This is a genomic window from Luteibacter sp. 1214 (assembly GCF_031455395.1).
Lineage (GTDB): Bacteria > Pseudomonadota > Gammaproteobacteria > Xanthomonadales > Rhodanobacteraceae > Luteibacter > Luteibacter mycovicinus.
Genome location: NZ_JAVDSQ010000009.1, coordinates 63,197 through 85,559 on the forward strand (window position 1 = coordinate 63,197; position 22,363 = coordinate 85,559).

Sequence of the window (22,363 nt, forward strand, 5' to 3'; positions counted from 1 at the left end):
ATGAAACGTGTGCTGCTGACCATGGCGTTGTCCTTGTCGCTCGCTTCGACGGCCACGGCGGCCGTGCCGGTGTGGGGTGCGAAGCAATCCAGCGCGGCCGATGTGCCGCCGTCGCAGCTGAAACCGGGCGAATGGATATGGGGTGGGCGAGGTGCCTCACCCGGGCCCATGGCAGTGATCGTGAGCCTGACAGAGCAGCGCGCGTACGCGTATCGCAACGGCATCCTCATCGGTGTCAGTACCGTGAGCACTGGAAAAAAAGGCTACGAGACGCCCACCGGCGTGTTCACGATCCTGCAGAAGGACAAGGACCACCACTCCAAGAAGTACGACAACGCACCGATGCCGTACCAGGAGCGCCTTACCTGGGACGGCGTCGCCTTGCACGCGGGCGGATTGCCGGGTTATCCCGAATCGCACGGCTGCGTGCATCTGCCGACGGAGTTCGCGCGGTTGCTGTTCGAGTCGACCAACATGGGCATGACCGTGGTGGTCGCGAAGGAAGGCACCGCGCCCGTGACCGTCGTCCACCCGAGTGCGGTGATCCCGATCGATCCGCGCAACGGCGCGGACCTCGATCTGCCACCGCTGGCCGAGGGCGAGCCATACCGCTGGAATCCCGATGCCTCACCCACGGGACCCATCTCGATGGTGCTCAGCGTGCCGGACGGCCGTGTCGTGGTCTTCCGCAATGGCATCGAGATCGGTCGCAGCCGCGTCGAAGTCAACGACCCGTTGACCGGTACGCACGCCTTCATCGTCGGGCAGGGCTATATGGCCGATACGCCGAGCCGCGCGGGCCTGCGGATGCCCAACTGGATCACCATCGGCATCCCCGGGCACGGCGACGAAGCGGGCAAGGTCGTGGATGACGCCCTCGCCGACCGCGTCGCGGTGCCGCGCGAATTCATGGAAAAACTGCTGCCGCTGTTGACGCCCGGCTCCGTGTTGCTTGCGACCGACGAAAGCGTGTCGCCGGCGAGCACCGGCGGGAAGGTCGAGGTGATCGACTCGAACCCGCCGGGCGTCTGACGCGAAGCGCTTCAGTTGGGCAGCGGCAGCGAGATCGCCTTGCTCTTCACTGTGGCGCTCAGCGTCGGGAACGGATCGATACCGGTTTCGTCGATGATCGTGTCGACCGACACGACCGCGCAGACCGGGGCGTCGACGTTGGAGCAGCGCCATACGGCGGCGCCGCCTTCGGCCGGAATGTAAACCGCCTTCCAGGTGTAGTTGGGCACGATGACGGCATCCGCGCCGATCGTATCGGGCGTGGGGCCATCGAAGGCGGGGCCCGTCACGACCCAGGCCTCACCGTCTTCCGTCACCAGCGTGCGCAGGCTGGTCTCGATGCGCTCCCACTTGCCCGTGTTGAGCGTGTGGTTCTGCGGCACCATGTTCGCGAGCGAGAAGCTCTGCTTCTGCGCCGTGGCGTTGGGCTCATCGCCCGACGGTGTCATGTGGCCACGGTCGTATCCACTGCCCTTGTAGTCGGCCAGTTGGGAGCGATCCTCGTCGGGAATGGCGGTTTCCGCGTGGAACGCGTCCTTTCGCGGCGTGTTCTGCGCATCGGCGATCTGAGCGGCGGTGAGGTGTTCGGCGGACCAGAGCGGCCCCTTGGTCACGCCCGATGCGATCAACGCATAGGCATCGTTGCAGACGACGGTGGTGCGTTCGGCGAGCGACGTGTCGATGAGGTCGGGCGCCTGTTCCCCCTGAAAAAACTGTGGGCAAGCGGTGTCGGAGGCGTGGACCACACCGGCGACGGTGAAGACGACGACGGCGCAGAGTACGCGTGCGAAGCGATCGAGCATGTTGATTCCCCAGGCGATTGGAGATTTCCCCTGTTCGCGAGCGGTGTCATTCTTGCCACGTCAGATGACGTGCGTGGGACACCCGTGTGCTGAAAGTGGGATGCGCGTCCCACTTCGGGTGGTCATTCGCAGAATCCGTTCTCGCCGATCGCTTCGCTGAGATAGGTCACGAAAGAAGCGATGCGTGCCGAAATCGCGGTATTGCGGTAGTACACGGCGTTGATCGGCTGGCGAAACTCGGTACGGTGTTGCGGCAGTACTTCGGCCAGCCGGCCTGCGACGCGATCCGCATGCGTCATGAAGTCGGAGAGGCAGACGATGCCGTTGCCTTCGATCGCCAGCTGACGAAGGGTCTCGCCACTCGCGGCACGGACGGTCGGCTTGATGCGTACGGGTAAGTGCTTCTCGTCGAGCAGCGGCCACTCGTTGAGCGACTCGGGCTCGGTGAAGCCGAGCAATGAGTGCTTCGGTAGATCCGCGGGCGTGCCTGGCTCGCCATGGCGAGCGAGATAGGCCGGACTGGCGAGACAACGTATCTGACTCGTTCCGATCGGTCGCGCGTGCAGGGTGGAGTCCTTCAGACGCCCGATGCGCAAGGCCACGTCGGTGCGTCGCTCGAGCAGGTCGATAAAGCCTTCGCTGCTGAGCAGTTCGAGCTCGACGTCGGGAAACCGCTCGCGATAGCCCGCGATCAGCGGTACCACCGCGTGCAGCATGAACGGCGTGGCCGCATCGACGCGCAGCCGGCCCGCCGGTCGGCTCTGTCGCGTCGCCATCTGCTCTTCCGCGTTTTCCACGGCGGCGACGATCTCGCGGGCACGTTCGAGAAACGCCTCGCCCTCATCGGTGAGTTCCAGCCGCCGTGTGGTCCGGCGCAACAGCGTGGTCTTCAGCTTCTGCTCCAGCCGTGCGAGCGTGCGGCTCGCCGCGGACACGGTCTGGTCCAGTTGCTGCGCGGCGCTGGTGATCGACCCGGTATCGACGACTGCGATGAAGTTCTGGATTTCGTCGAGGGTGATGTTCATGGCTCTGCTTATACCCGAGTCAGGGGACGGCGTAGCGCGTGCTGCGGCCACCGCCCGGGAGACGGACGAGACAGCCTTTATCGAGCAGCTCGGCGAGATGACGCGTGGCGGTGGCTTTGGAAACCCCGGCGACCGCGCCGTACTGCGACGCGCTGATGCCGTGCGCGAATCCGCGCTCACCGCCATCGAGCAGGCGGTTGAGCACCTTGATCTGCTCCGCTGAGAGATGGTCGGCCCGATGCCGGTTCCAGAAACGGGCCTTCGCCAGCACGCGGTCGATCTGCGCGAGGGCACGCTCCAGGCTGTCCTTCAGCGTGGTCAGAAACCAGAGCAGCCATGGGGTGATGTCCAGGCCGCCCTTCTGGCTCGCTTCGAGGACATCGTAATAGCCCTGCCTGTCGGCCAAGATGCTCACCGACATGGCATGAAAACGAATCGCCTCATGGCCGGCTTGTGCGAGTGCCAGATCGGTGAGCGCGCGGGTCAGGCGGCCGTTGCCATCGTCAAAAGGATGCAGGGTGACGAACCAGAAATGCGCGAGGCCGGCACGCAGCAGCGGATCCAGCGTGCGGTCCTCGCGGCTGGCATCGAACCAGGCGAGAAAGGCGGTGAGCTGCTCTTCGAGGCCATCGCGGGGCGGCGCCTCGAAGTAAACGATGGGGCGATCGATCCGGCCCGAGACCACCTGCATCGGCTCCTTGCCGCGCAGCTCACCCACATGAATACGCGACGGAAGCATCGAATCGCCCGTCGGAAAGAGCCAGACATGCCAGCGAAGCAAGCGAGCCATATCGAGTGGGGAGTCGTACCCGTGCGTTGCGTCCACCATCAACGAGGCGAGGCCCTCACTACGTGGCGTCGCGCCCCTGGTATCGGTGACCACGCCGAGCCGTCGCGCGAGTGATGAGCGGACCGACGCCGCGTTGAGCGTCTCACCCTCGATGGCGGACGAGGTGATGACGTTGCGGAGCAGGCTGTCGAGTTCTTCAGCGGCTTCGACATCGTCAGCCACCGTGCCTGCAAGTCCGAGCAGTTTCCCCTGCAGCAGATGGCATTCGCGCAGCGGTGTGGACAGCGCCTGTTCGTCCCAGTGGAAGGTGGGCCATCCGGGTTGCTGCCAGATCCAGCAGGGCGAGTTCGCTGTCATGAGCCGATTATAGGGCCTATTCGGCTCACGAAATGAGCCGAATAGGCCGATTATTCGGCTCATGAGCATATTCTGTCCGGGTAGAACGACGGCGGCGAGGCTCAACTATCGCGATGCCGCCGTGCCCGTCGTGCCCGCCAAGACGACCGCCATCGCGGCAGGATGCCGGCAGTGCCGTGCAGGTACGCGAACCGTGCAGGCACGGCGAGGCGTATCTCGGTGCCGCGAAGCGGCGCCGTGCGCAGGGTGAATCGGGCACCGATGTGCGCCGCGCGTTCGCGCATCCCGATGACACCGAAGCGCTTGTCCTCGTGCGGTACGACAACGCTCTCCAGAAAGCCCACGCCATCGTCGTTCACCGCGACCTGCAGCACCCGTCGCGAGAACTGCAGCGACACCGCGATGATCCGCGCGTGGCTGTGCTGGATCGCATTACCCAGTGCTTCCCGCACGATGCTGTAGATCTCGTCCTGGACCAGGCCGTTGACGTTGCGGGGCTTACCTGAGACGTGCACGACGATGGTCTCGTCCATGTCGCGGGCAAGCATGGCCAGACGGTCCGCGAGCTCGCCACCCGACGTGCGTCCCGAACGCAGACCCTGTACGCGATCGCGACCTTCGACGAGCAGATGCTCGGCGCGGTCGATGGCCCGCTCCAGCGCCGCGCGCGATGCGTCGTCGTCGGACAGGCGGTCGACCAGCGCCTGGAAGCGAAGGACCAGCCCTTGCGCGCCTTGCAGCAGCGTGTCGTGCAGCTCGCGGGCGATGCGCTCCCGTTCGTTGTGGCGTTCGTTGAGGCGCAGCCGCAGCTGGCTGGTCAGCGCGCCGACACGCCAGCGATGCACCGACCATATGAAAGCGCCGAGCACGAGCACGCACAGCAGCTTGAACCACACGGATTCGATGAAACGCGGCAGCACTTCGATGTCGACCGTCTCCGCGCGATTCCAGCGCACGCGGTCGTACGAGGCCTCGACGATGAACGTATAGCGTCCCGGCCGTAATTGCCCGTAGGACGCCTCGCGACGCGATCCGGCGTCGTGCCAGCCCGCGTCTTCGCCGTCCAGCCGGTAGCGGAACGTCACGCCATTGGGATAGCCCGGGGCGATGGCGGTATAGGACACATCCAGGTCGCGGCTCCGTTTCATGACGACGACGGCATCGGGATCGAAGCTCTTGCCGCCGGACACGATGCGACGGATGACCGTGGGCGGCGGCGGCCGTGGCGCTGGCTGCCGCGTGGGATCGAGCCAGGCCAGGCCTTGCGCGCCGGCGAACCAGAGGCGGCCGTCACGCGACGCAAGGGCGGTGGGCAGCGGACGCACGAGTTGCGCGGGGCCGCCCAGACCATCTTCCATCGTCAGCGGGTCGACATGCGCGGGACGCTCCGGATGAGCAAGCACCGCCCGCCACTCGCTGCGCGTAAAGTGTGTGACACCGGCCGTACCGTAGATCCAGATGCCGCCGTCCTTGCTCTCGACGATGCCGGTGGCGGAATCCAGCGCGCCCGCCCGGTCGGGCACGACGCGCACGAACCGGTCGCCGTCCAGGAAGGTAAGCGCGTGCTCGGCTGCGACCACCAGATGGCCGTCCACACTGGCGATCGCCGTCACCGGACCCAGTCCAAGGCCCTGGTCGGCGCCGTACCGCGTCAGCTTCGTGCCGTCCAGCAGGGCGACCGACCCGTCCAGGTAACCGAACCACGGTCGCCCCTGGCGGTCCACGTGGATGAGTGCGGGGGCCAGTTCGGGGAACGCGGCGATCTGCGCCGCCGGCACCCAGCCGTCGTCGTCCAGCGCGAAGACACCCATCAGGCGCATGGAGATCCACAGGCGACCGGCGCCGTCCCGCGCGATCGCCTGTACGATGGCATCGCGCGCCGCGGCACCGCGTGGCAGGTCGACGGCCACGGGTCGCCCGTCGCGCATGCGCCACAGCTTGCCGGTGCCACCGAGCCAGACCGTGCCGTCGGTATCGCGAAACGCACTGACCACCGCGCCACCGAAGCCGGACAGCGCCACCGGATCGGGCGTCAGTGCCCAGAGGCGATCCATGTGAACGCTACGCGCTGATGTCCCCGTAAACACGCGGCCGTCGCCATCCTCGACCAGCGCGAAGTAAGACTCCGTGCTGGGAAACCGCACACGCGCGAGCCAGCTGTCGCGGAAGCGGTCGACGCCCATCTTCGTACTGACCCACACGTCGCCGTCGCGATCTTCCATCAGCGTCATCGTGGCCTCGGAGCTGAGGCCCGCCGATTCGCCGAACGTCTGCGGCACCGAGGCGTCGAATCCGTGAATACCCTCGCGCTGCACGTCCTGCCAGCTGCCACGGCAGAGGTCGGCGGCGCAGGCCACGGTCCAGAGGTTGCCGTCGCGGTCGAACGTCACCGTATCGCTGTTCGCGCGCCGCTCCTGGTCGACGGCATGGGACTTGCCCCAGTCGCCTTCCGCGAGACGTACCTGACCGCCGCCATGGTCGATGACCACGATCCGGCCCTGCGGTCCGCGCAACAACATGCCGCCGCCGTGAGGCGAAAGCTCGATACGTTCGAAGTGCCGTGCATGCGGTGCCAACCGGTAGAAGCCCGCCGGCGCGCCGATCCACAGCCCGCCGCGACCGTCGTCGAACAGCTGCTTAGGCCTGTCGGGCACACCCCAGCTAGCATCGACGTGCTTCCAGCGCACGCCGTCGAAGCGGAACAAGCCGACTTCGGTCACACCCCATATCGCGCCGTCACTCGCCGAACGCATACCGAGCACGACGACGCCGTGCGGCAATCCATCCGCCTGGTCGTATAGCGTGACGGCGCCGTGCCGGAGGCGCGCGACGCCGCCATTGGCGAGTCCGACCCAGAGGTCGCCGCCGGGCGCGGCGAACAGGCTCCACGTCGCGTTGGTCTCGTTGGACATCGGTGGCAGCAACGGCACTTTCTCGAACGAGAAGCCGTCGTAGCGATACAGCCCCGCCGGCGTGCTGAGCCACAGCCAGCCATCCTCGGTCTGCGCCATGGCAGTCGCGCCGGCGGGCGCGCCGTCTTCGCCGCGCAACGCGGTGTGCTGCAGCTGGGCGAGCGTGCGCGTGGCGTCGGTCGCCCTTGCGCTATATGACGCGCTACATAGCGTCAGGCACGCGAGAAGCGCCACCGCTTTCATGAAACCCATACATCGCGTCATTCGAAATTTGTTATCAATCACAGGACATTTTACGCCTTAACATCAGGCGAGTAAGGCAGGCCATCCCGGTCGATCGCATCGACACTGACAGAGGCCCACCCAAGTGGACACAGTGAACGCACCAAAGCTTTCCCGCCGCACCTTCCTCAAGTTGGGTGCGGCCACCGCCAGCGCAACCGCCGTACCTCCCCTCGTCGCCAGGGCCGCGACGCCGGCACCGCCCCGGCAGCCGGTCACGGCAACACTGTCGATGCACGTCAACGGCAAGCCGCAATCGCTGACGCTGGATACGCGCACCACTCTGCTCGACGCCTTGCGCGAGCATCTGCACCTCACCGGTACCAAGAAGGGCTGCGACCATGGTCAGTGCGGCGCATGCACGGTCATCGTGGACGGACGCCGCATCAACAGCTGCCTGACCCTGGCGGTGATGCACGAGGGCGCAAAGGTCACGACCATCGAAGGCCTCGGCACGCCGCAAAAGCTTCACCCGATGCAGGCCGCCTTCGTGAAACACGACGGCTACCAATGCGGCTACTGCACGCCCGGACAGATCTGCAGCGCCGTCGCCGTACTCGACGAAATTCACGATGACATTCCCAGTCACGTGAGCGGCAGCCTCACCACACGGGCCACGGTCAGTGCGACCGAAATTCGCGAACGCATGAGCGGCAATATCTGCCGTTGCGGCGCGTACTCGAACATCGTGGAAGCGATCACCGAAGTCGCGGGGAGCAAGGCATGAAGCCCTTCACGTACGAGCGTGCCACCAGTCCCGCCTCCGCCGCTGCCGCCGCGGCTCGCCAGCGCAATACCAAATTCATCGCTGGCGGCACTAACCTGCTCGATCTAATGAAGCTCGAGATCGAGCAGCCCGAGCATCTCATCGACGTCAACGGTCTCGATCTGGATACGATCGCGGCGACCGAAGAAGGTGGACTGCGCATCGGTGCACTGGTACGCAATACGGATCTTGCCGCCGATACACGCGTGCGGCGTGACTATGGTCTGCTGACGCGCGCACTCGTCGCGGGTGCGTCGGGCCAGCTGCGTAACAAGGCTACGACGGCCGGCAATCTGCTGCAGCGGACGCGTTGCCCGTATTTCTACGACACCAATCAGGCATGCAACAAGCGCCTGCCGGGCAGCGGTTGTGCCGCCATCGGTGGCTTCAGCCGGTCGCATGGCATCGTCGGTGTCAGCACCTCCTGCATAGCGACCCATCCGAGCGACATGGCGGTCGCCATGCGGGCGCTCGATGCCACCGTCGAAACCGTTCAGCCGGACGGCAAGACACGACGTATCCCCATCGCGGACTTTCATACGCTGCCCGGTGCGACACCGCACATCGAGAACGTGCTGGCGCCCGGCGAGCTGATCACCGCGGTGACACTGCCAAAGCCGCCAGGCGGCACGCATATCTATCACAAGGTACGCGATCGCGCGTCGTACGCATTCGCGCTGATTTCCGTCGCCGCCGTGGTGCAGAAGGATGGCAGCGGCCGTGTGGCGCTGGGCGGTGTGGCGCACAAGCCATGGCGCGTGGAGGCGGCCGAGGCGGCGATGCCGCAGGGCGCGAAGGCGGTCACTGCAACGCTGCTTGCCGGCGCGCAACCGACCGGGGAGAACGCGTTCAAGATTCCGCTGGTGGAGCGCACACTAAGCGCGGTACTGGCCGAGGCGAGGGGCTGAGCCATGAAATTCGATAAACCCGCCACGACCAATCCGATCGATCGCATGAAGGTCGTCGGCCAGCCGCATGACCGGATCGACGGACCGTTGAAAACGACCGGCACGGCACCCTACGCCTACGAGCAGCATGCCGCCACGCCGGACCACGCCTACGGTTACATCGTGCCCGCCGCGATCGCCCACGGCCGCATCGTCAACATCGACACCAGCGTCGCGCGACGGGCGCCAGGCGTGCTCGCCATCGTCACCGCGGCCGACGCGGGAAAACTTGGCAAGGGCAAATACAACACGGCCACCTTGCTGGGTGGCCCGGAGATCCAGCACTACCACCAGGCGATCGCCGTCGTGGTCGCGGAGACCTTCGAACAGGCGCGCGCCGCCGCGTCGCTAGTGCATGTCGATTACGCGCGCACGCCGGGACAGTTCGATCTGGCCGCGATGAAAGACGGTGCCATCAAACCGGACGATCCCGACGCCGACACCTCGCGGGGCGATTTCGACGGGGCGTTCGCCGCGTCGCCGGTCAAGCTCGATGCGACCTATCGCACGCCCGACCATGCGCACGCGATGATGGAGCCCCATGCCTCCATCGCGAAGTGGGAGGGCGATAAGCTCACCCTGTGGACATCGAACCAGATGATCAACTGGGGTAAGGGCGATGTCGCGCTTACGCTCGGCATCCCCAAGGAAAACGTGCGTCTGATCTCTCCGTACATTGGCGGTGGCTTCGGCGGCAAGCTGTTCGTCCGTTCCGACGCCCTGCTCGCCGCGCTGGGCGCGCGAGCGGCCCGGCGTGCCGTCGCGGTCACCCTGCCGCGTCCGGTCATGTTCAACAACACCACGCATCGCCCCGCCACGATCCAGCGTATTCGCATCGGCACGGACACGGCGGGGAAGATCCAGGCCATCGCCCATGAAGGCTGGTCGGGCGATCTGCCCGGTGGTGGCCCCGAAACGGCCGTCCAGCAGACGCGCCTGCTCTACGCGGGTGCCAACCGCATGACGGCGACACGTCTCGCCGTGCTCGACCTCCCCGAGGGTAACGCCATGCGCGCGCCGGGCGAGGCGTCCGGCCTGATGGCGCTCGAGATCGCCATGGACGAGATGGCCGAGAAGCTGAAGATGGATCCGGTCGAATTCCGCATCCTCAACGATACCCAGGTCGACCCCGAGCATCCGGAGCGCCCGTTCTCCCAGCGGCAGCTGGTCAAGTGCCTGCGCGACGGTGCCCAACGGTTCGGCTGGAGCAAACGGAGCCAGACCCCGGGCAGCGTACGTGACGGCCGCTGGATCGTGGGCATGGGCGTCGCCGCCGCCATCCGCAACAATCTGGTGATGAAGTCCGGCGCACGCGTTCGTCTGGGGAAGGACGGCCGGGCCACCGTCGAAACCGACATGACTGACATCGGCACGGGCTCGTACACGATCATCGCGGCGACCGCGGCCGAGATGCTCGGGCTGCCTCTGGACGCCGTGAACGTCACGCTTGGTGACTCGTCCTTGCCCGTATCGTCCGGTTCCGGCGGACAGTGGGGCGCGAACAGCTCGACGGCCGGCGTCTATGCGGCCTGCGTCAAGCTGCGCGAAGCCATCGCGGCAAAGCTGGGTCTCGATCCCGCCACCGCTGTGTTCGAGAACGGCCACGTCGCCGCCGGCGGCCGCACGCTGCCGCTGGCACAGGCCACGCGCGACGGCGAACTGGTCGCGGAAGACACCATGGAATACGGCGACCTCGCCAAGAAGTACCAGCAGTCGACCTTCGGCTCGCACTTCGTCGAGGTGGGTGTCGACGCCGCGACGGGTGAGATCCGTGTGCGGCGCATGCTCGCCGTCTGCGCGGCGGGGCGCATCCTTAACCCCAAATCCGCGCGCAGCCAGGTGATCGGTGCGATGACCATGGGCGTGGGCGCGGCGTTGATGGAAGAGCTGGTCGTCGACAAGCGCCTGGGTTTCTTCGTCAACCACGATCTGGCGGGCTACGAGGTTCCGGTGCATGCCGATATCCCGCACCAGGAAGTCGTCTTCCTCGACGAGGCCGATCCGATCTCGTCACCGATGAAGGCCAAGGGCGTGGGCGAGCTGGGTCTGTGCGGTGTCGCAGCGGCGATCGCCAACGCCGTTCACAACGCCACCGGCGTACGCACTCGCGAATACCCCGTCACGCTGGATAAACTCCTCGACAGTCTCCCTGCGATGTCCTGATCGAGCGATGGTCCGGTTCGACTGCACGATGTGTGGCCGCTGCTGCCACGGCCTCCGCCTGCCACTGAGCCTGGCGGAGGCCGTCGGCTGGCTGCGCGACGGTCACGAGGTGCAGCTCTTCTGCGAAGCCATTCCCTGGCCGTCGGAACCGTCCGACGACAACCTTCCGGCCATGCACAAACGGCGACGTTCGTTCGAGGCGATTAGCGGCTCCCTGCCGATCCGGGTCATCGTGACGCTGATGGCGTCGTTCGACGGGCCGTGCCCCAACTTGCTGCCGGACAAGCGCTGCGGTATCTACGACCGCCGGCCGGCGACGTGCCGTATCTATCCCGCCGAGGTGAATCCGTTCATCGCGCTGGATCCTCGAGCCAAGCTCTGCCCACCGGAGGCCTGGGAAGGCGAGACGCCGATCATCGCGGACGACGGGCGCTGGGCCAATGCGGACCTTGCGTCGACGATCGTGTGTTCGCGCGATGCGGATGCCTACGATGCGGCACTCAAGCCGCAGCTGTGCGCGATGCTCGGCTGCGCGACGGCAGCCTTGTCCAATGAGGGCATGGTGATTCATTCGCCGTCGCGCGAGGCGCTGCTCGCTGCGCTCAACGCGACGCTCGGTGCCGATGGCGATCGCTTTCCGGGCGACGACACGTCATGGCAGCTGGTGACGAACCGGCTGCCCACCCATGATGCGCTGGCCGAGATCGGCGCATCGCACGCGTCGCCCGCCGGCATGGCGGTCGCCGGACTCGACTATCTCGGATACTTCGCCACGGACCTCGTCTGATGGCGCCGCACGTTCAGGGCGACCCGTCGTCTGGCTCGGGATCGCCGTCGACGACGACACGGTTTCTGCCCTCGCCCTTGGCACGATAGAGCGCGGTGTCCGCCGCGCGGCAGAGGCGCTGCACGTCGTAACCGATGGTATCGGTGCAGGCGACGCCGATGCTCGCGGCCAGCGTGACCGAACCTTCCGCGGTTGGCATAGGGTTGCCATGGATGGAGGATCGCATGCGCTCGGCCACGGCTCGGCCCTGTTCGCGTGACGTGGCCGGAAGCACCATACCGAACTCCTCACCGCCCAGTCGCCCGAACAGGTCGACCGGCCGAAGCTGCGCCTTGCACACCTCGACGGCGTGCTTCAGGGCCGCGTCGCCCACGGTGTGGCCGTAGGTATCGTTGACGACCTTGAAGTGATCGAGGTCGAGCGTGACGTAACAGGCGGTCGCCTGTCGCCGCTTCAGCTTACCGAGCATGCGCTCCATCTCGCCGATGAAGTGCTGCTGGATGAAAATTCCTGTCAGGCCATCATGGGCGGAGAGACGTTTGAACCGAAGCTGCGACCGTCTCAGCCTGACCATCCAGAGCCCGAGCGCCAACAGCGCAATGACCATCAGGGCGATATGCAGCCGGCTCATCTCCAGCGCCTTTTCGTCCAGCTCGCCCTGCAGCCGCAGGATGTCGTTTTCCTCGATCAGTTGCGCCGCCTGCATGCGCTGTGCGAGCACGCGCTGGCGTGCCGCCTGATAGGCCATCGCCCGTGCGTTGACATCGTGGCGAAAGCTCTGTTCCTGCCTGACGTATTGCTCGTGGTACCGGAGTGCCGCAGCGGCATTTCCGGACGCCTTCTCCACTTCGTAGAGCACCTGGTACGCATCCCTGAGCCACTCGTTGAAGTCGCCAGGGTGACTCATGGTGACGGCTTGCAGTGCCCAGCTTCGCGCTTCCGCGAGGTTACCCATCTGCTGGTACGCCTGACCACGATGCTTGGTCATCGCCACGAGCGCGGGAAAGTAACCGCTCGCCCGAATGGACGGTTCGATCCGGTCGAGCACCGCCATTGCCTTCGTCGGCGCGCGCTCGGCGATGTACATGTCGACAAGGATGAGGGATGCCGCGTTTCCGATCACAGGCTCGCCATTCGCCGTACAGCTGGCGATGGCTTCCGCGAGTTCGGGACTCGTCGACGTCAGTCGCTTGAGGCCCTCCAGCGCGGCGGTCTTCATGTACAGGGCCGGGCAGGGCGATTCGCCGGGCGGTGTCGCCGGTACCATCATCTCGGCGTATTTCAGCGCGAGGTCCTGCTGTCCGGCGAAATTGAGCGTCTGCGAAAGGTGCGACAGCAGGGTGAAGCGTGCCTGCGGATCCGTGACGCGAGGGAGCATGTCTGTCGCACGATTCGCCTCGACATAGGCATCGGCATAACGCGCCTGAAGCGCGAGATTGTCCATCAGCAACGCCGTCGACTTGGCGACAAGCGCGGCGTCACCCGAGTGCGCGATGATCTCGCGGAAATCGGCTTCGGAGGCCGGATAGTGCCCCTCGAACATGCTTTCCCAGGCATCGTTGTAGCGCAGTCGCCACGTCTGCTTCGCGTCCATCTGCGGAAGATCGTGGTGGAGCTTCTCCAGCAGCGTCACGAAGCGGGCGTGATCCTTCAGTCGAAGCTTCTCCGCCTGCATCATGCGCGTGTCGATGTCACCTGGCGAGGCGGCGGCCACAGCCACGCCGGAACAGGCCAACAGAACGACCAGCACAAAGCACAAACGACCGGTCATGCGGTGCCGCGGCGAGCAGGCAGCCCGAAGGGAAGAGGAAGCGGAAGGGTAGCCGTGTCGCCCGTATCGCCGTTGATTACGACGCGATTGCGGCCGGCGCGCTTCGCCTCGTAAAGCGCCGCGTCGGCGGCACGGCACAGCGGGGACAACTCATAGCCGAGTGTCTCTGTGCTGGCCAGACCCATGCTGGCGGAAAACGGAACGACGAGGTCATCCATGATCAGCGGCGACGCCTCGAACGCGGCGCGCAGCTGCTCTGCGATCACCATGCCCTGCAGGCAGGGCGCATCCACCAGCAGGATGCCGAACTCTTCGCCACCGAGACGACCGAATATGTCGGCGCGACGGAGATGTGCCTTCGTGATCGCTACAGCGTGTTTGAGCACCGCATCGCCTACGGCATGGCCGTGCGTGTCGTTTACTTGCTTGAAATGATCGAGGTCGAAGGAGACCAGGCATCCGTGACCACGGCGCCTTTCCAGGATGCGAAGCGAACGTTCGGCCTCGGTCATGAAGTGCTGGTGGTGGAAGATGCCGGTAAGGCCATCGCAGGCGGACAGCCATTTGAAACGCAGCTGAGAGCGTTTGATGCGGACCATCCAGAAGACGATCGACAGCAAGGCCAGCACCAGCATCACGATGTAGAGGCGGCTGGTTTCTACGGCTTTGCCGTCCAGGGCTTGCTGCAGGCGGAGAATGCGGTTTTCCTTGCTGAGGCCCTCGGTTTCGAGCTTCTCGGCCAGGAAGTGCTGGCGCGCAGCTTCATAGGCTACATTTCTGACATTGGCGTCACGAAGGTAGCCTTGGTCCTGGATGACGTAGTGTTCGTAGTAGTTCAGCGCTGCCGCATACCGGCCCTGACGCTTCTCTGTTGTGTAGAGCACTCGATACGCGAAGCGAAGAGCCTCGTTGATATCACCTGGATGACTCATTGCGACGGCGTCGAGTGCCGCCTTCTTTGCCTCGTTGGTCTTGCCAAGCTGTTCGAAGATCTGCGCCCGTTGACTTGCCAGGCTGAGAATGTGCTGGTAATAGCGTGTCGTCTGAATGACAGGGGTAATACGTTCGATCGTTGCCATTGCATCTTCGAGTTTGTGCTCGTCGAGCAACCGGTCCACGAGTATCAGTGCCATGGTGTCGGCAAACACCGGCTCATGGTCTGTCGTGCACACGTCGATGGTCTTCAACAGCTGTGGGCTGCGGGAGGTGAGGGAGCGCGCCCCTTCCAGCGCCGTTACTTGCTGGACCATGGCTTGACAAGGCGACTGACCGGCTGGCGTGGCAGCCAACATCATATCGGCATATTTCAGACCTAGCTCGGGTTGTCCAGCGAAAGTCAGCATCTGTGCCAGATTGGCCAGCAGGATGAATCGAGCCAACGGGTCGGCTACGGTGGGCAAAGTGTCGGCGGCGCGAGTCGCGACAGCATAGGCCTCAGCGTATTTGCCTTGCTCGCTGAGGTTGTTCATCAGCATGGCGGTAGCGCGCGTCACCAGGGCATCGTCGTCGGCATGCGCAATCACATCCCGGATATTAGACTCCGCCTCCGGGTATATGCCCTCGAAGTTTAGCTCCCAGCCGTCGAGATAACGGAGATACCATTTCTCGCGGGCCGATAGATTGGCCGACGTTTGATGTACCTCAGCAAGTGCTTCTACGAAGCGAGGATGATCCGAAAGGCGGATGGCATCGATTTGTGCGAGGCGGTTTTTACCTGCTTCGTCTGAGGGTGCGCTGCCCGCGTGAGCGGGGTTGACCGACGCACACAGCATGAGTCCTGCCAACACCGGCCAGAACCGCATGATGCGCGGGCAGCGAAATTCCATACTGCCGTACTCTCAGGTTGGAGACGTGTCGTCGGAATCGTCGGTAGACTTGTCGTCCTTGTCGTCCTTGTCGTCCTTGTCGTCCTTGTCGTCCTTGTCGTCGTGATCCGGATGGTGACGGCGATCGTCGTCGTCGCCCTCGTGACCGCTGGTCTGGCTTTGGTGTTCGACGTGCATTTGCACGATGCCGAGCTCTTCGGCGAGCGCTTTGCTATCACCACTGGCGACGAGGTCACGTAGTCCGGCAGAGGCATTCGCCTCTTCGAGTGCCTTGGCCAGTTCTTCTGGCGATGCGTGCCTGAGGCGTGCGTCCCGGCCAATCGCCTCCAATAGTTCAACAGTGTCGCGCATGTTTTCCCCCTGATAGTTGGTCACACTTTTCCTCGACCAGTTGTACCGGTGAGGTGATCCTCGCCGTCCGTACGCATTAGCGGCAGGACCGGCAATTTCTTGACGCGCTTACGCAGGAACCGACACTTCCGCCCCGGTGCCGTGGATCGCGTCGAGCGCGTCAAGCCTGGCCCGCATGACGACATTCGGTTTGAGGGCCTCCGCCGGGGGCAACACAAGTGTCTCCTGACCTGTGAACTGGGCATTGACGAAGTCTTTCAACGGCATTCGTTGAACATGCGCGCTCTCAATGGGAAGCGTGGGCGCACGATAGACGATCACCTCATGGTCTTCGGCGTAATCGTCCCGCAGGCGTTCTACAAGGAGCTCTCTGTACGCGTCCGGTGTACGGAAGCGACCCAGCGATCGGTCCCCGACGACACCGAGCTGCCAAAGAATCACATGGCTCGTCGTGTCGAGGTTGCGTTCAAAGAACAGAAGCTGGCTTGCTTCAAGATGGTGGCAGCCTACTCGACCCGGATCGATCCCCAGATCGGCATACAGACAATCTTCCGCGGAAATACCTGCCTCCATGTGCGCCTTATATCCTTCGGCTCGCGCGAGTTCGACCACCTTATGAGTCGACCACGCGAAGATGCCGGGATGGCCATAGAAGACGGCACAGACGCTCTTTCCCGCGCGGACTTCCGCGATCATCAGCTGCACCCATTCCCGGTAAGTCCGCATGCGCGACTTGCCCGGCTTGTAGTAGGGCTGAAGGCTCCTGACGTCCGGGTTTAGGCGCTTTAACCAGAGCTCGACCACATGGTCGGACAACGCTGCAAACACCACATCCGCCTGCTCGATATGACTCCGCGACAGCGGCGTCAGGTGGGAGCCCAGCGTGATACCCATGCCGACGCAGGCGATGCTGCCGCGGCGTTTCTCGTTCTGTGTCGTTAGGGATGTGTTCATCCCGTGATAGTAGGCGAAATTTCGGCAGGAGAAGTGACACGAAATTGCGCGATTTGGGACGTTCCGCTGCCGACCGTTCCTTCGATTTGCTGAATCTGGTTCCGAGTCGATCCTGGTTGTGTCCTAGGAATCTTACCGGTCTGAAACGAAGTCCATTTTGAATCATCCACTTAGTTGTGTGCGACTTGCGATGGCCACCAACCTACGACGCCAGATCGCCCTCCTGGGATGGCGCCCAGCGTTCGCCCACAAACCGCGCAACCTCCCCAGCCAGCTCCCGGTCCTCCGGCGCCCCCATGAATCCCCCATGGGGCATAGCCTCGAACACATGCAACTCCACAGGCACGTTGGCACGGCGCAACAGTCGATGCATACGCACCGCGGTCGACAGGAACAGATCGCGCGTCCCGCTCTGCAGAAATACCGGAGGGAATCCTTGGCCGAAATCACCGAACAGTGGCGACAGGTAAGGATGAGTCAGGTCGGCGCCGCCGGCATACAGCAGGTTGTTCGGCATCAGCGACCCGGTCAGCATCACGTCGACAAGGCGATTGACCTCGAAGCTGTCACCCGACTCGGTGAGATCCAGCTCGGGCGACAGGAGTACGACGCCAGCCGGCAGCGGCAATCCTTCGTCTCGCGCCCGGAGCACGGTGGCGGCGGCGAGGTTGCCGCCCGCCGAGCGTCCGCCGATAACGATGTCGTGGGGCGCGTATTGCTCCAGTACATGGCGATAGATCGCCATGCAGTCGTCCAGCGCGGCAGGATAGGGATGCTCCGGAGGCATGCGGTAGTCCACTCCGTAGCAGCGCACACGGTGCAAGACGGCCTGCATCTGCGCGCCGACGCGGCACGCCTCTCCGCCACCGAATACCAGGGCGCCGCCGTGCAGGTCGATATAGGCACGCTCGGCGGAAGCCATGTCTTCCGGTGTGGCCACATGTACGGTGGAATCGCCGACGGTACGGGTCTCTACGCTGGCCTTGAGCGTGCCGGCGAGACCTTTCATGCCCGCCGCATATTGCCGGTCGGCGGCCGCCTTGACCTGCATCCAGGCGTCGCGATCCTCAGGCGCTGGCATCACATGCAGCGAATTCACCGGCACGCCCTGTGCGTCGACCAGCCGCCGCAGCGCCGCCTGGGCCTCTTCGCTGATCGACCGGGGGAAAGGCACCACCCGCTCCGGGAGTTTTACGCCGTCGGTCATGCACCGACTCCGTTTCCGAAACCGCAAATGCTACCGCTACACTATTCCGGTGACCACGCCCCTCCAGAACGGCTACATCCTCACCCGCAACTGGCGTGACACCAAGGACGGCAGCGAGGTCGAACTGTGGGTCGCCACCGAGGCCGGTGCGCGTCGCATCGTCATCACCGGACAACGCAGCGTCGCTTTCGTGGCGGCGTCAGCCCGTGACGCTATCGAAGCGGTCGCGCGCAATGATGCATCGGTGGAACTGACGCCCCTTCCGCTGAAAACCTTCGGCCAGGATCCCGTACTCGGCGTCTACGCCCGAGGCTACCGGACGATGCTCGCGCTGGAAAAGCAGCTCGCCGAGCGGGGTATCGCGCTGCACGAAGCGGATATCCGTCCGGACGATCGCTACCTGATGGAGCGCTTCATCACCGCGGCGGTGACGATCGAGGCGGAAGACGGCGAGGCGGCGACGCTCGTCAATCCGCGTCTTCGCCCCGGCGACACATACCGTCCCACGTTGAAATGGGTGTCGCTGGATATCGAGACCAGCGCCGAAGGCGAGGTTTACTCCATCGCGCTGGAAGGCTGCGGCCAGCGGCAGGTCTATATGCTCGGCCGTCCGCAGGACGGCGATGCCGCGCCCGATGATTTCGACCTGGTGTATGTCGATGACCGGTCGCAGCTCATCACCGCACTGAACAATTGGTTCCGGCACTACGACCCCGACGTCATCATTGGATGGAACCTGATCCAGTTCGACCTGCGCCTGCTGCAGGCATGTGCGGACCGCTCCGGACTCGTACTGACGCTCGGCAGGGGTGGCACCCCGATCGACTGGCGTGACCATCGCAGGCGCGACAACTACGTCTTCGCATCCATTCCCGGACGTGTTCCCATCGATGGCATCGAAGCCTTGCGGTCGGGCTCGTGGAGCTTTGCCTCATTCAGCCTGGAAGCCGTGTCGCAGGAACTGCTCGGCGAGGGCAAGGACATCGACGATCCGTACAGTCGCATGGCGGAGATCGAGCGCCGGTTCCATGAGGACAAGGTGGCACTGGCCCGCTACAACCTGCACGACTGCGAACTCGTCACGCGCATTTTCGAAAAGACCCGCCTGATGGACTTCCTTCTCGAGCGCGCCAACGTCACCGGCCTGCAGGTGGATCGTTCGGGTGGCTCGATCGCCGCCTTCACGTACCTGTACCTGCCGCGCATGCACCGCGAGGGTTACGTGGCGCCGCGGATGGGCAGGTCCACCGGTGAGTCCTATCCGGGTGGCTTCGTGATGGACAGCCGTCCCGGCATCTACGATTCGATCCTGGTGCTGGACTATAAAAGTCTCTATCCGTCGATCATCCGGACGTTTCTGGTCGATCCCATCGGCCTCGTCGAGGGCATGTTGACGACCGACCCGGAGGCCTCGATTCCCGGTCCGCTCGATACCCGCTTCTCGCGGACGACGCATTGTCTGCCGGGCCTGATCGCCCAGTTATGGACGGGTCGGGACAAGGCGAAGCGGGATGGAAACACGCCGTTGTCGCAGGCATTCAAACTGCTTATGAATGCGTTCACCGGCGTGCTGGGTTCGCCGGACGCACGCTTCTTCGATCCCCGGCTGATATCGGCGATCACGCTGCGTGGGCACGAAATCATGCGGCAGACGCGCGCATGGGTTGAAGCCGAAGGTTACGAGGCGATCTATGGTGACACCGATTCCATCTTCATCTGGCTGGGGCGCCGATACGGTGAAGCAGACGCACAAGCCATCGCCGATGGGCTGGTGTCACGCATCAATGCCGCGTGGGCCGCGAAGCTGAAAGCGGACTTCGACATCGACTCGTTCCTCGAGATCGAGTTCGACACGCACTACCAGCGGTTTTTCATGCCGACCATCCGCAATAGCGAGATGGGGAGCAAGAAACGGTACGCCGGGCTGGTCGTCGATGATGACGGCAAGGAGGAGCTCGTCTTCCGCGGTCTCGAAACCGTACGCAGCGACTGGACCCCGCTGGCGAAGCGTTTTCAGCAGGATCTGTTCCGCAGGATCTTCCGCGGCGAGCCGTACGACGATTTCATCAAGTCCTACGTTCGCGACATGCGGGAAGGACGTCTGGACGGTCAACTCGTCTACCGCAAGCGTCTTCGCGGAAAACTCGATTCGTACGACCGCACCACGCCCCCGCAGGTTCGTGCGGCGCGCATGGCCGACGAGCACAACGCGCGGACAGGTCGGCAGCAGCAGTACCAGAACGGTGGCTGGATCCGTTACGTCATGACGCTCAACGGTCCCGAGCCGGTAGAATTGAGGCGCTCTTCCATCGACTACGAGCACTACCTCGAGCATCAGCTGAGGCCGATCGCCGACGCGATCCTTCCGCAGGTAGGTGGCCGGTTCGACGTGCTGGTGTCGCAGCAGAGCGAGTTGTTTTAGCCGCCGGCCGCGCCGTTCGCCGGAAGGTGCGCTGAAAGGTTTCGTAACATTATGTACTTAGTACATATTTTGTGATATCCATATCCTATGTCTACGTCCAATGATTCCGCGACCATGGACCTCCGTGCTCGCCGACGGCTCGTCATCCGGAACACCATTTCCCGCGTTGCCAACCGCCTTTTTCTCGAGCGGGGTTTCGACCACGTCACGGTGGAAGAGATCGCCGCCGGTGCCGAAGTCGGCCGCATGACGGTGTTCAATCACTTCCCACGCAAGGAGGACATGTTTTTCGATCACGACGAACAGGGCCGTGAACTTCTTCGCGCCATTCTCCGCGAGCGCGCTCCTGACGTCAGCCCGGGCGAGGCGTTGCGGAGGCTCGCTCATCACCTGGTCGCCGAAGGCAGTCCGTATATCCGTTTTACGCCCGGCGGCCAGCGTTCGGTGGAGACGATCGAAGCCAGCGAGACCCTGAAGGCACGCGTGCGTGCCCTGCGCGACGAGGTCGCCCAGCTCATCGCGGTGGTCATGGCCGAGGGAGCGGGACGGGAGGCGGACGACGCCGACGCGCACCTGGCGGCGGATATGCTGCTGGCGACGTGGTCCGTTGCACTCATCCAGTCACACCGCCGGTACCGTCGCGATCAGGATGCGGCGAGGGCGGCAGCCACCTTTCTCGCGCTGATCGATCAGGGCACGCTCGGTGTCAAGGCGGCCATGGCTGGAACGCCGTTCGGGTAGAGCTATCGCCCCGCGTCGGGCAACAGCAGCTTTCTGAGACCGTTGTCGACGATATCCGCGAACACCTTCGGCTCGCCGTACGCGCGGGCCGTGAGCATCGCTCCGTATACGAGCGACATGAATGACTCGGCCTCCAGGCGAGCCGATCCCTGGAGCGTGAAGCGTCCCATCTGCGCGCCGCGGGTCAACAGCGTCTCGAGCCAGTTCGACAGGTCGCGGAAGTGCGCGCGTACGGCGTCGGCGAGATCGCCCGGCAGCGTCGGCAGCTCGGTGGCGAGCATGCCCGCCACGCAGAAGGGCGCCGATGCATCGGCGATGCACTTCTCCCAGTAACCGGTGTACATCGCCAGTTGTTCTTCCGGATCGAACGCCCCGGCGGCGAGCGACCGGGTCTGCTCGGCGATGATGCCGCGCGACCGCTCGACCACGGCTTTCGCCAGATCGGACTTGGACGGGAAATGGTGGTGGATGCTGGCCTTCTTCACCTGCACCTGTTCGGCCACGTCCGCGTAGCTGAAGCCGTTGTAGCCCCGCATCTGGATCAGCTGGCGCGCGGAATCGACGAGTTTCTGCTGCGTAGTCATGGGCTAAGTCTACCAGCTGGTAGGTGGCGCGCGCTGGTCCAGGCATGGCACATTGACGGCCAGCCATCCTACTAGTAGGGTGGCGACTCTTCCGCCATGGACTTCCCCGTGAATACGCTTCGCAATTTTTACTATCTCCGCGCCATCGTGGCTTTTGCCTGGGTCGCCATCGTTTTTGCCGCCGCCAAGGCGCCTCCCCTGGTCGCCGGCACTCTGCTGGTCATCTACCCGGCGTGGGACGCGATCGCGAATGTCATCGACGCGCGGCGCAGCGGCGGTCTCGCAGCCAATCCGGGCCAGCGGTTCAACGCGCTGACCAGCATCATCACGGCGGTCGCCATGGCCGTCGCCTTTACGTTGCGCGGCAACGAGGGTGGCGTGCTGGTCTTCGGCGTGTGGGCACTGCTCGCCGGCCTGTTCCAGCTGGCCGTGGGTATCCGTCGCCGCAAGCTGGGCGGCCAGGCCTTCATGATGATCAGCGGCGCCCAGTCGGCACTCGCGGGCGTGCACTTCGTGTTCAAGGCCTTCGACAACGCGCCGTCCGTGGCGCAGATCGCTCCGTACGCCGCCTTCGGCGGTTTTTACTTCCTGCTGTCGGCGCTGTGGCTGACCTTCAGGAAATCGCCACGGCCGGTCACCGTCGCATAAGGCGCAGGGCGCGCGC

Annotated in this window: 18 protein-coding genes; 8 read left to right on the forward strand and 10 right to left on the reverse strand. The window is 64.4% G+C overall.

Annotation, left to right across the window (positions count from 1 at the left end):
- Positions 1–1,032, forward strand: a complete 1,032-nt coding sequence (locus tag J2X57_RS17425; protein ID WP_309869035.1) for a L,D-transpeptidase — start codon at positions 1–3, stop codon at positions 1,030–1,032.
- 11 nt (positions 1,033–1,043) lie between these two features.
- Here J2X57_RS17425 and J2X57_RS17430 read toward each other — a convergent pair whose 3' ends face one another.
- The 4 genes from J2X57_RS17430 to J2X57_RS17445 form a co-directional block, all read right to left on the reverse strand.
- Positions 1,044–1,814 (reverse strand): DNA/RNA non-specific endonuclease, encoded by a 771-nt coding sequence (locus J2X57_RS17430; RefSeq protein WP_309869036.1) that lies wholly within the window; start codon positions 1,812–1,814, stop codon positions 1,044–1,046.
- A 122-nt stretch (positions 1,815–1,936) separates the two neighbouring features.
- Positions 1,937–2,839 (reverse strand): LysR family transcriptional regulator, encoded by a 903-nt coding sequence (locus J2X57_RS17435; RefSeq protein WP_309869038.1) that lies wholly within the window; start codon positions 2,837–2,839, stop codon positions 1,937–1,939.
- A gap of 19 nt (positions 2,840–2,858) precedes the next feature.
- Entirely contained in the window at positions 2,859–3,986 is a 1,128-nt protein-coding gene (locus J2X57_RS17440) for a Fic family protein (RefSeq protein WP_309869040.1), read from the reverse strand.
- A gap of 101 nt (positions 3,987–4,087) precedes the next feature.
- Entirely contained in the window at positions 4,088–7,150 is a 3,063-nt protein-coding gene (locus J2X57_RS17445; protein ID WP_309869042.1) for a triple tyrosine motif-containing protein, read from the reverse strand.
- Between the two features lie 124 nt (positions 7,151–7,274).
- On the opposite strand from J2X57_RS17445, the gene paoA reads away from it, so the two are divergent.
- Genes paoA through J2X57_RS17465 form a run of 4 tightly spaced genes read left to right on the forward strand, consistent with a single transcriptional unit; the run spans position 7,275 to position 11,843 of the window.
- Positions 7,275–7,907: an aldehyde dehydrogenase iron-sulfur subunit PaoA gene (paoA, locus tag J2X57_RS17450; RefSeq protein ID WP_197056525.1), complete on the forward strand. Its 633-nt coding sequence runs from the start codon at positions 7,275–7,277 to the stop codon at positions 7,905–7,907.
- Positions 7,904–8,854 carry a xanthine dehydrogenase family protein subunit M gene (locus J2X57_RS17455; RefSeq protein ID WP_036116749.1) on the forward strand — a complete coding sequence of 317 codons (951 nt, stop codon included), beginning with the start codon at positions 7,904–7,906 and terminating at the stop codon, positions 8,852–8,854. Before paoA ends, J2X57_RS17455 begins: the two co-directional genes overlap by 4 nt.
- Before the next feature lie 3 nt (positions 8,855–8,857).
- Positions 8,858–11,056, forward strand: coding sequence for an aldehyde oxidoreductase molybdenum-binding subunit PaoC (gene paoC / locus J2X57_RS17460; RefSeq protein ID WP_036116747.1), 2,199 nt, complete (start codon positions 8,858–8,860; stop codon positions 11,054–11,056).
- A 7-nt stretch (positions 11,057–11,063) separates the two neighbouring features.
- On the forward strand, positions 11,064–11,843 hold the full coding sequence (locus tag J2X57_RS17465; RefSeq protein WP_036116745.1) for a YkgJ family cysteine cluster protein: 780 nt from the start codon (positions 11,064–11,066) through the stop codon (positions 11,841–11,843).
- Positions 11,844–11,856: 13 nt separating this feature from the next.
- Here J2X57_RS17465 and J2X57_RS17470 read toward each other — a convergent pair whose 3' ends face one another.
- The 5 genes from J2X57_RS17470 to J2X57_RS17490 all read right to left on the reverse strand — a co-directional run bounded on the left by J2X57_RS17470 (position 11,857) and on the right by J2X57_RS17490 (position 17,952).
- On the reverse strand, positions 11,857–13,614 hold the full coding sequence (locus J2X57_RS17470) for a diguanylate cyclase (protein ID WP_309869046.1): 1,758 nt from the start codon (positions 13,612–13,614) through the stop codon (positions 11,857–11,859).
- Positions 13,611–15,440, reverse strand: a complete 1,830-nt coding sequence (locus J2X57_RS17475; protein ID WP_309869048.1) for a GGDEF domain-containing protein — start codon at positions 15,438–15,440, stop codon at positions 13,611–13,613. Before J2X57_RS17475 ends, J2X57_RS17470 begins: the two co-directional genes overlap by 4 nt.
- Before the next feature lie 12 nt (positions 15,441–15,452).
- Entirely contained in the window at positions 15,453–15,815 is a 363-nt protein-coding gene (locus J2X57_RS17480; protein ID WP_309869050.1) for a hypothetical protein, read from the reverse strand.
- 84 nt (positions 15,816–15,899) lie between these two features.
- Positions 15,900–16,745: an SAM-dependent methyltransferase gene (locus tag J2X57_RS17485; RefSeq protein WP_309869051.1), complete on the reverse strand. Its 846-nt coding sequence runs from the start codon at positions 16,743–16,745 to the stop codon at positions 15,900–15,902.
- 202 nt (positions 16,746–16,947) lie between these two features.
- Positions 16,948–17,952, reverse strand: coding sequence for an alpha/beta hydrolase (locus J2X57_RS17490; RefSeq protein ID WP_309869053.1), 1,005 nt, complete (start codon positions 17,950–17,952; stop codon positions 16,948–16,950).
- A gap of 49 nt (positions 17,953–18,001) precedes the next feature.
- Here J2X57_RS17490 and J2X57_RS17495 point away from each other — a divergent pair, with 49 nt between their 5' ends.
- Both J2X57_RS17495 and J2X57_RS17500 read left to right on the forward strand, forming a co-directional pair.
- Complete coding sequence (locus J2X57_RS17495; RefSeq protein ID WP_309869055.1) at positions 18,002–20,374, forward strand: DNA polymerase II; 2,373 nt, start codon at positions 18,002–18,004, stop codon at positions 20,372–20,374.
- A gap of 114 nt (positions 20,375–20,488) precedes the next feature.
- Positions 20,489–21,115 (forward strand): TetR/AcrR family transcriptional regulator, encoded by a 627-nt coding sequence (locus J2X57_RS17500; RefSeq protein WP_308845897.1) that lies wholly within the window; start codon positions 20,489–20,491, stop codon positions 21,113–21,115.
- 2 nt (positions 21,116–21,117) lie between these two features.
- Here J2X57_RS17500 and J2X57_RS17505 read toward each other — a convergent pair whose 3' ends face one another.
- Positions 21,118–21,699: a TetR/AcrR family transcriptional regulator gene (locus tag J2X57_RS17505; protein WP_309869058.1), complete on the reverse strand. Its 582-nt coding sequence runs from the start codon at positions 21,697–21,699 to the stop codon at positions 21,118–21,120.
- Between the two features lie 108 nt (positions 21,700–21,807).
- Here J2X57_RS17505 and J2X57_RS17510 point away from each other — a divergent pair, with 108 nt between their 5' ends.
- The gene (locus J2X57_RS17510; protein ID WP_309869060.1) at positions 21,808–22,347 is read left to right on the forward strand and encodes a hypothetical protein; all 540 of its coding nucleotides are present in this window, start codon (positions 21,808–21,810) and stop codon (positions 22,345–22,347) included.
- Positions 22,348–22,363: the final 16 nt, after the last annotated feature.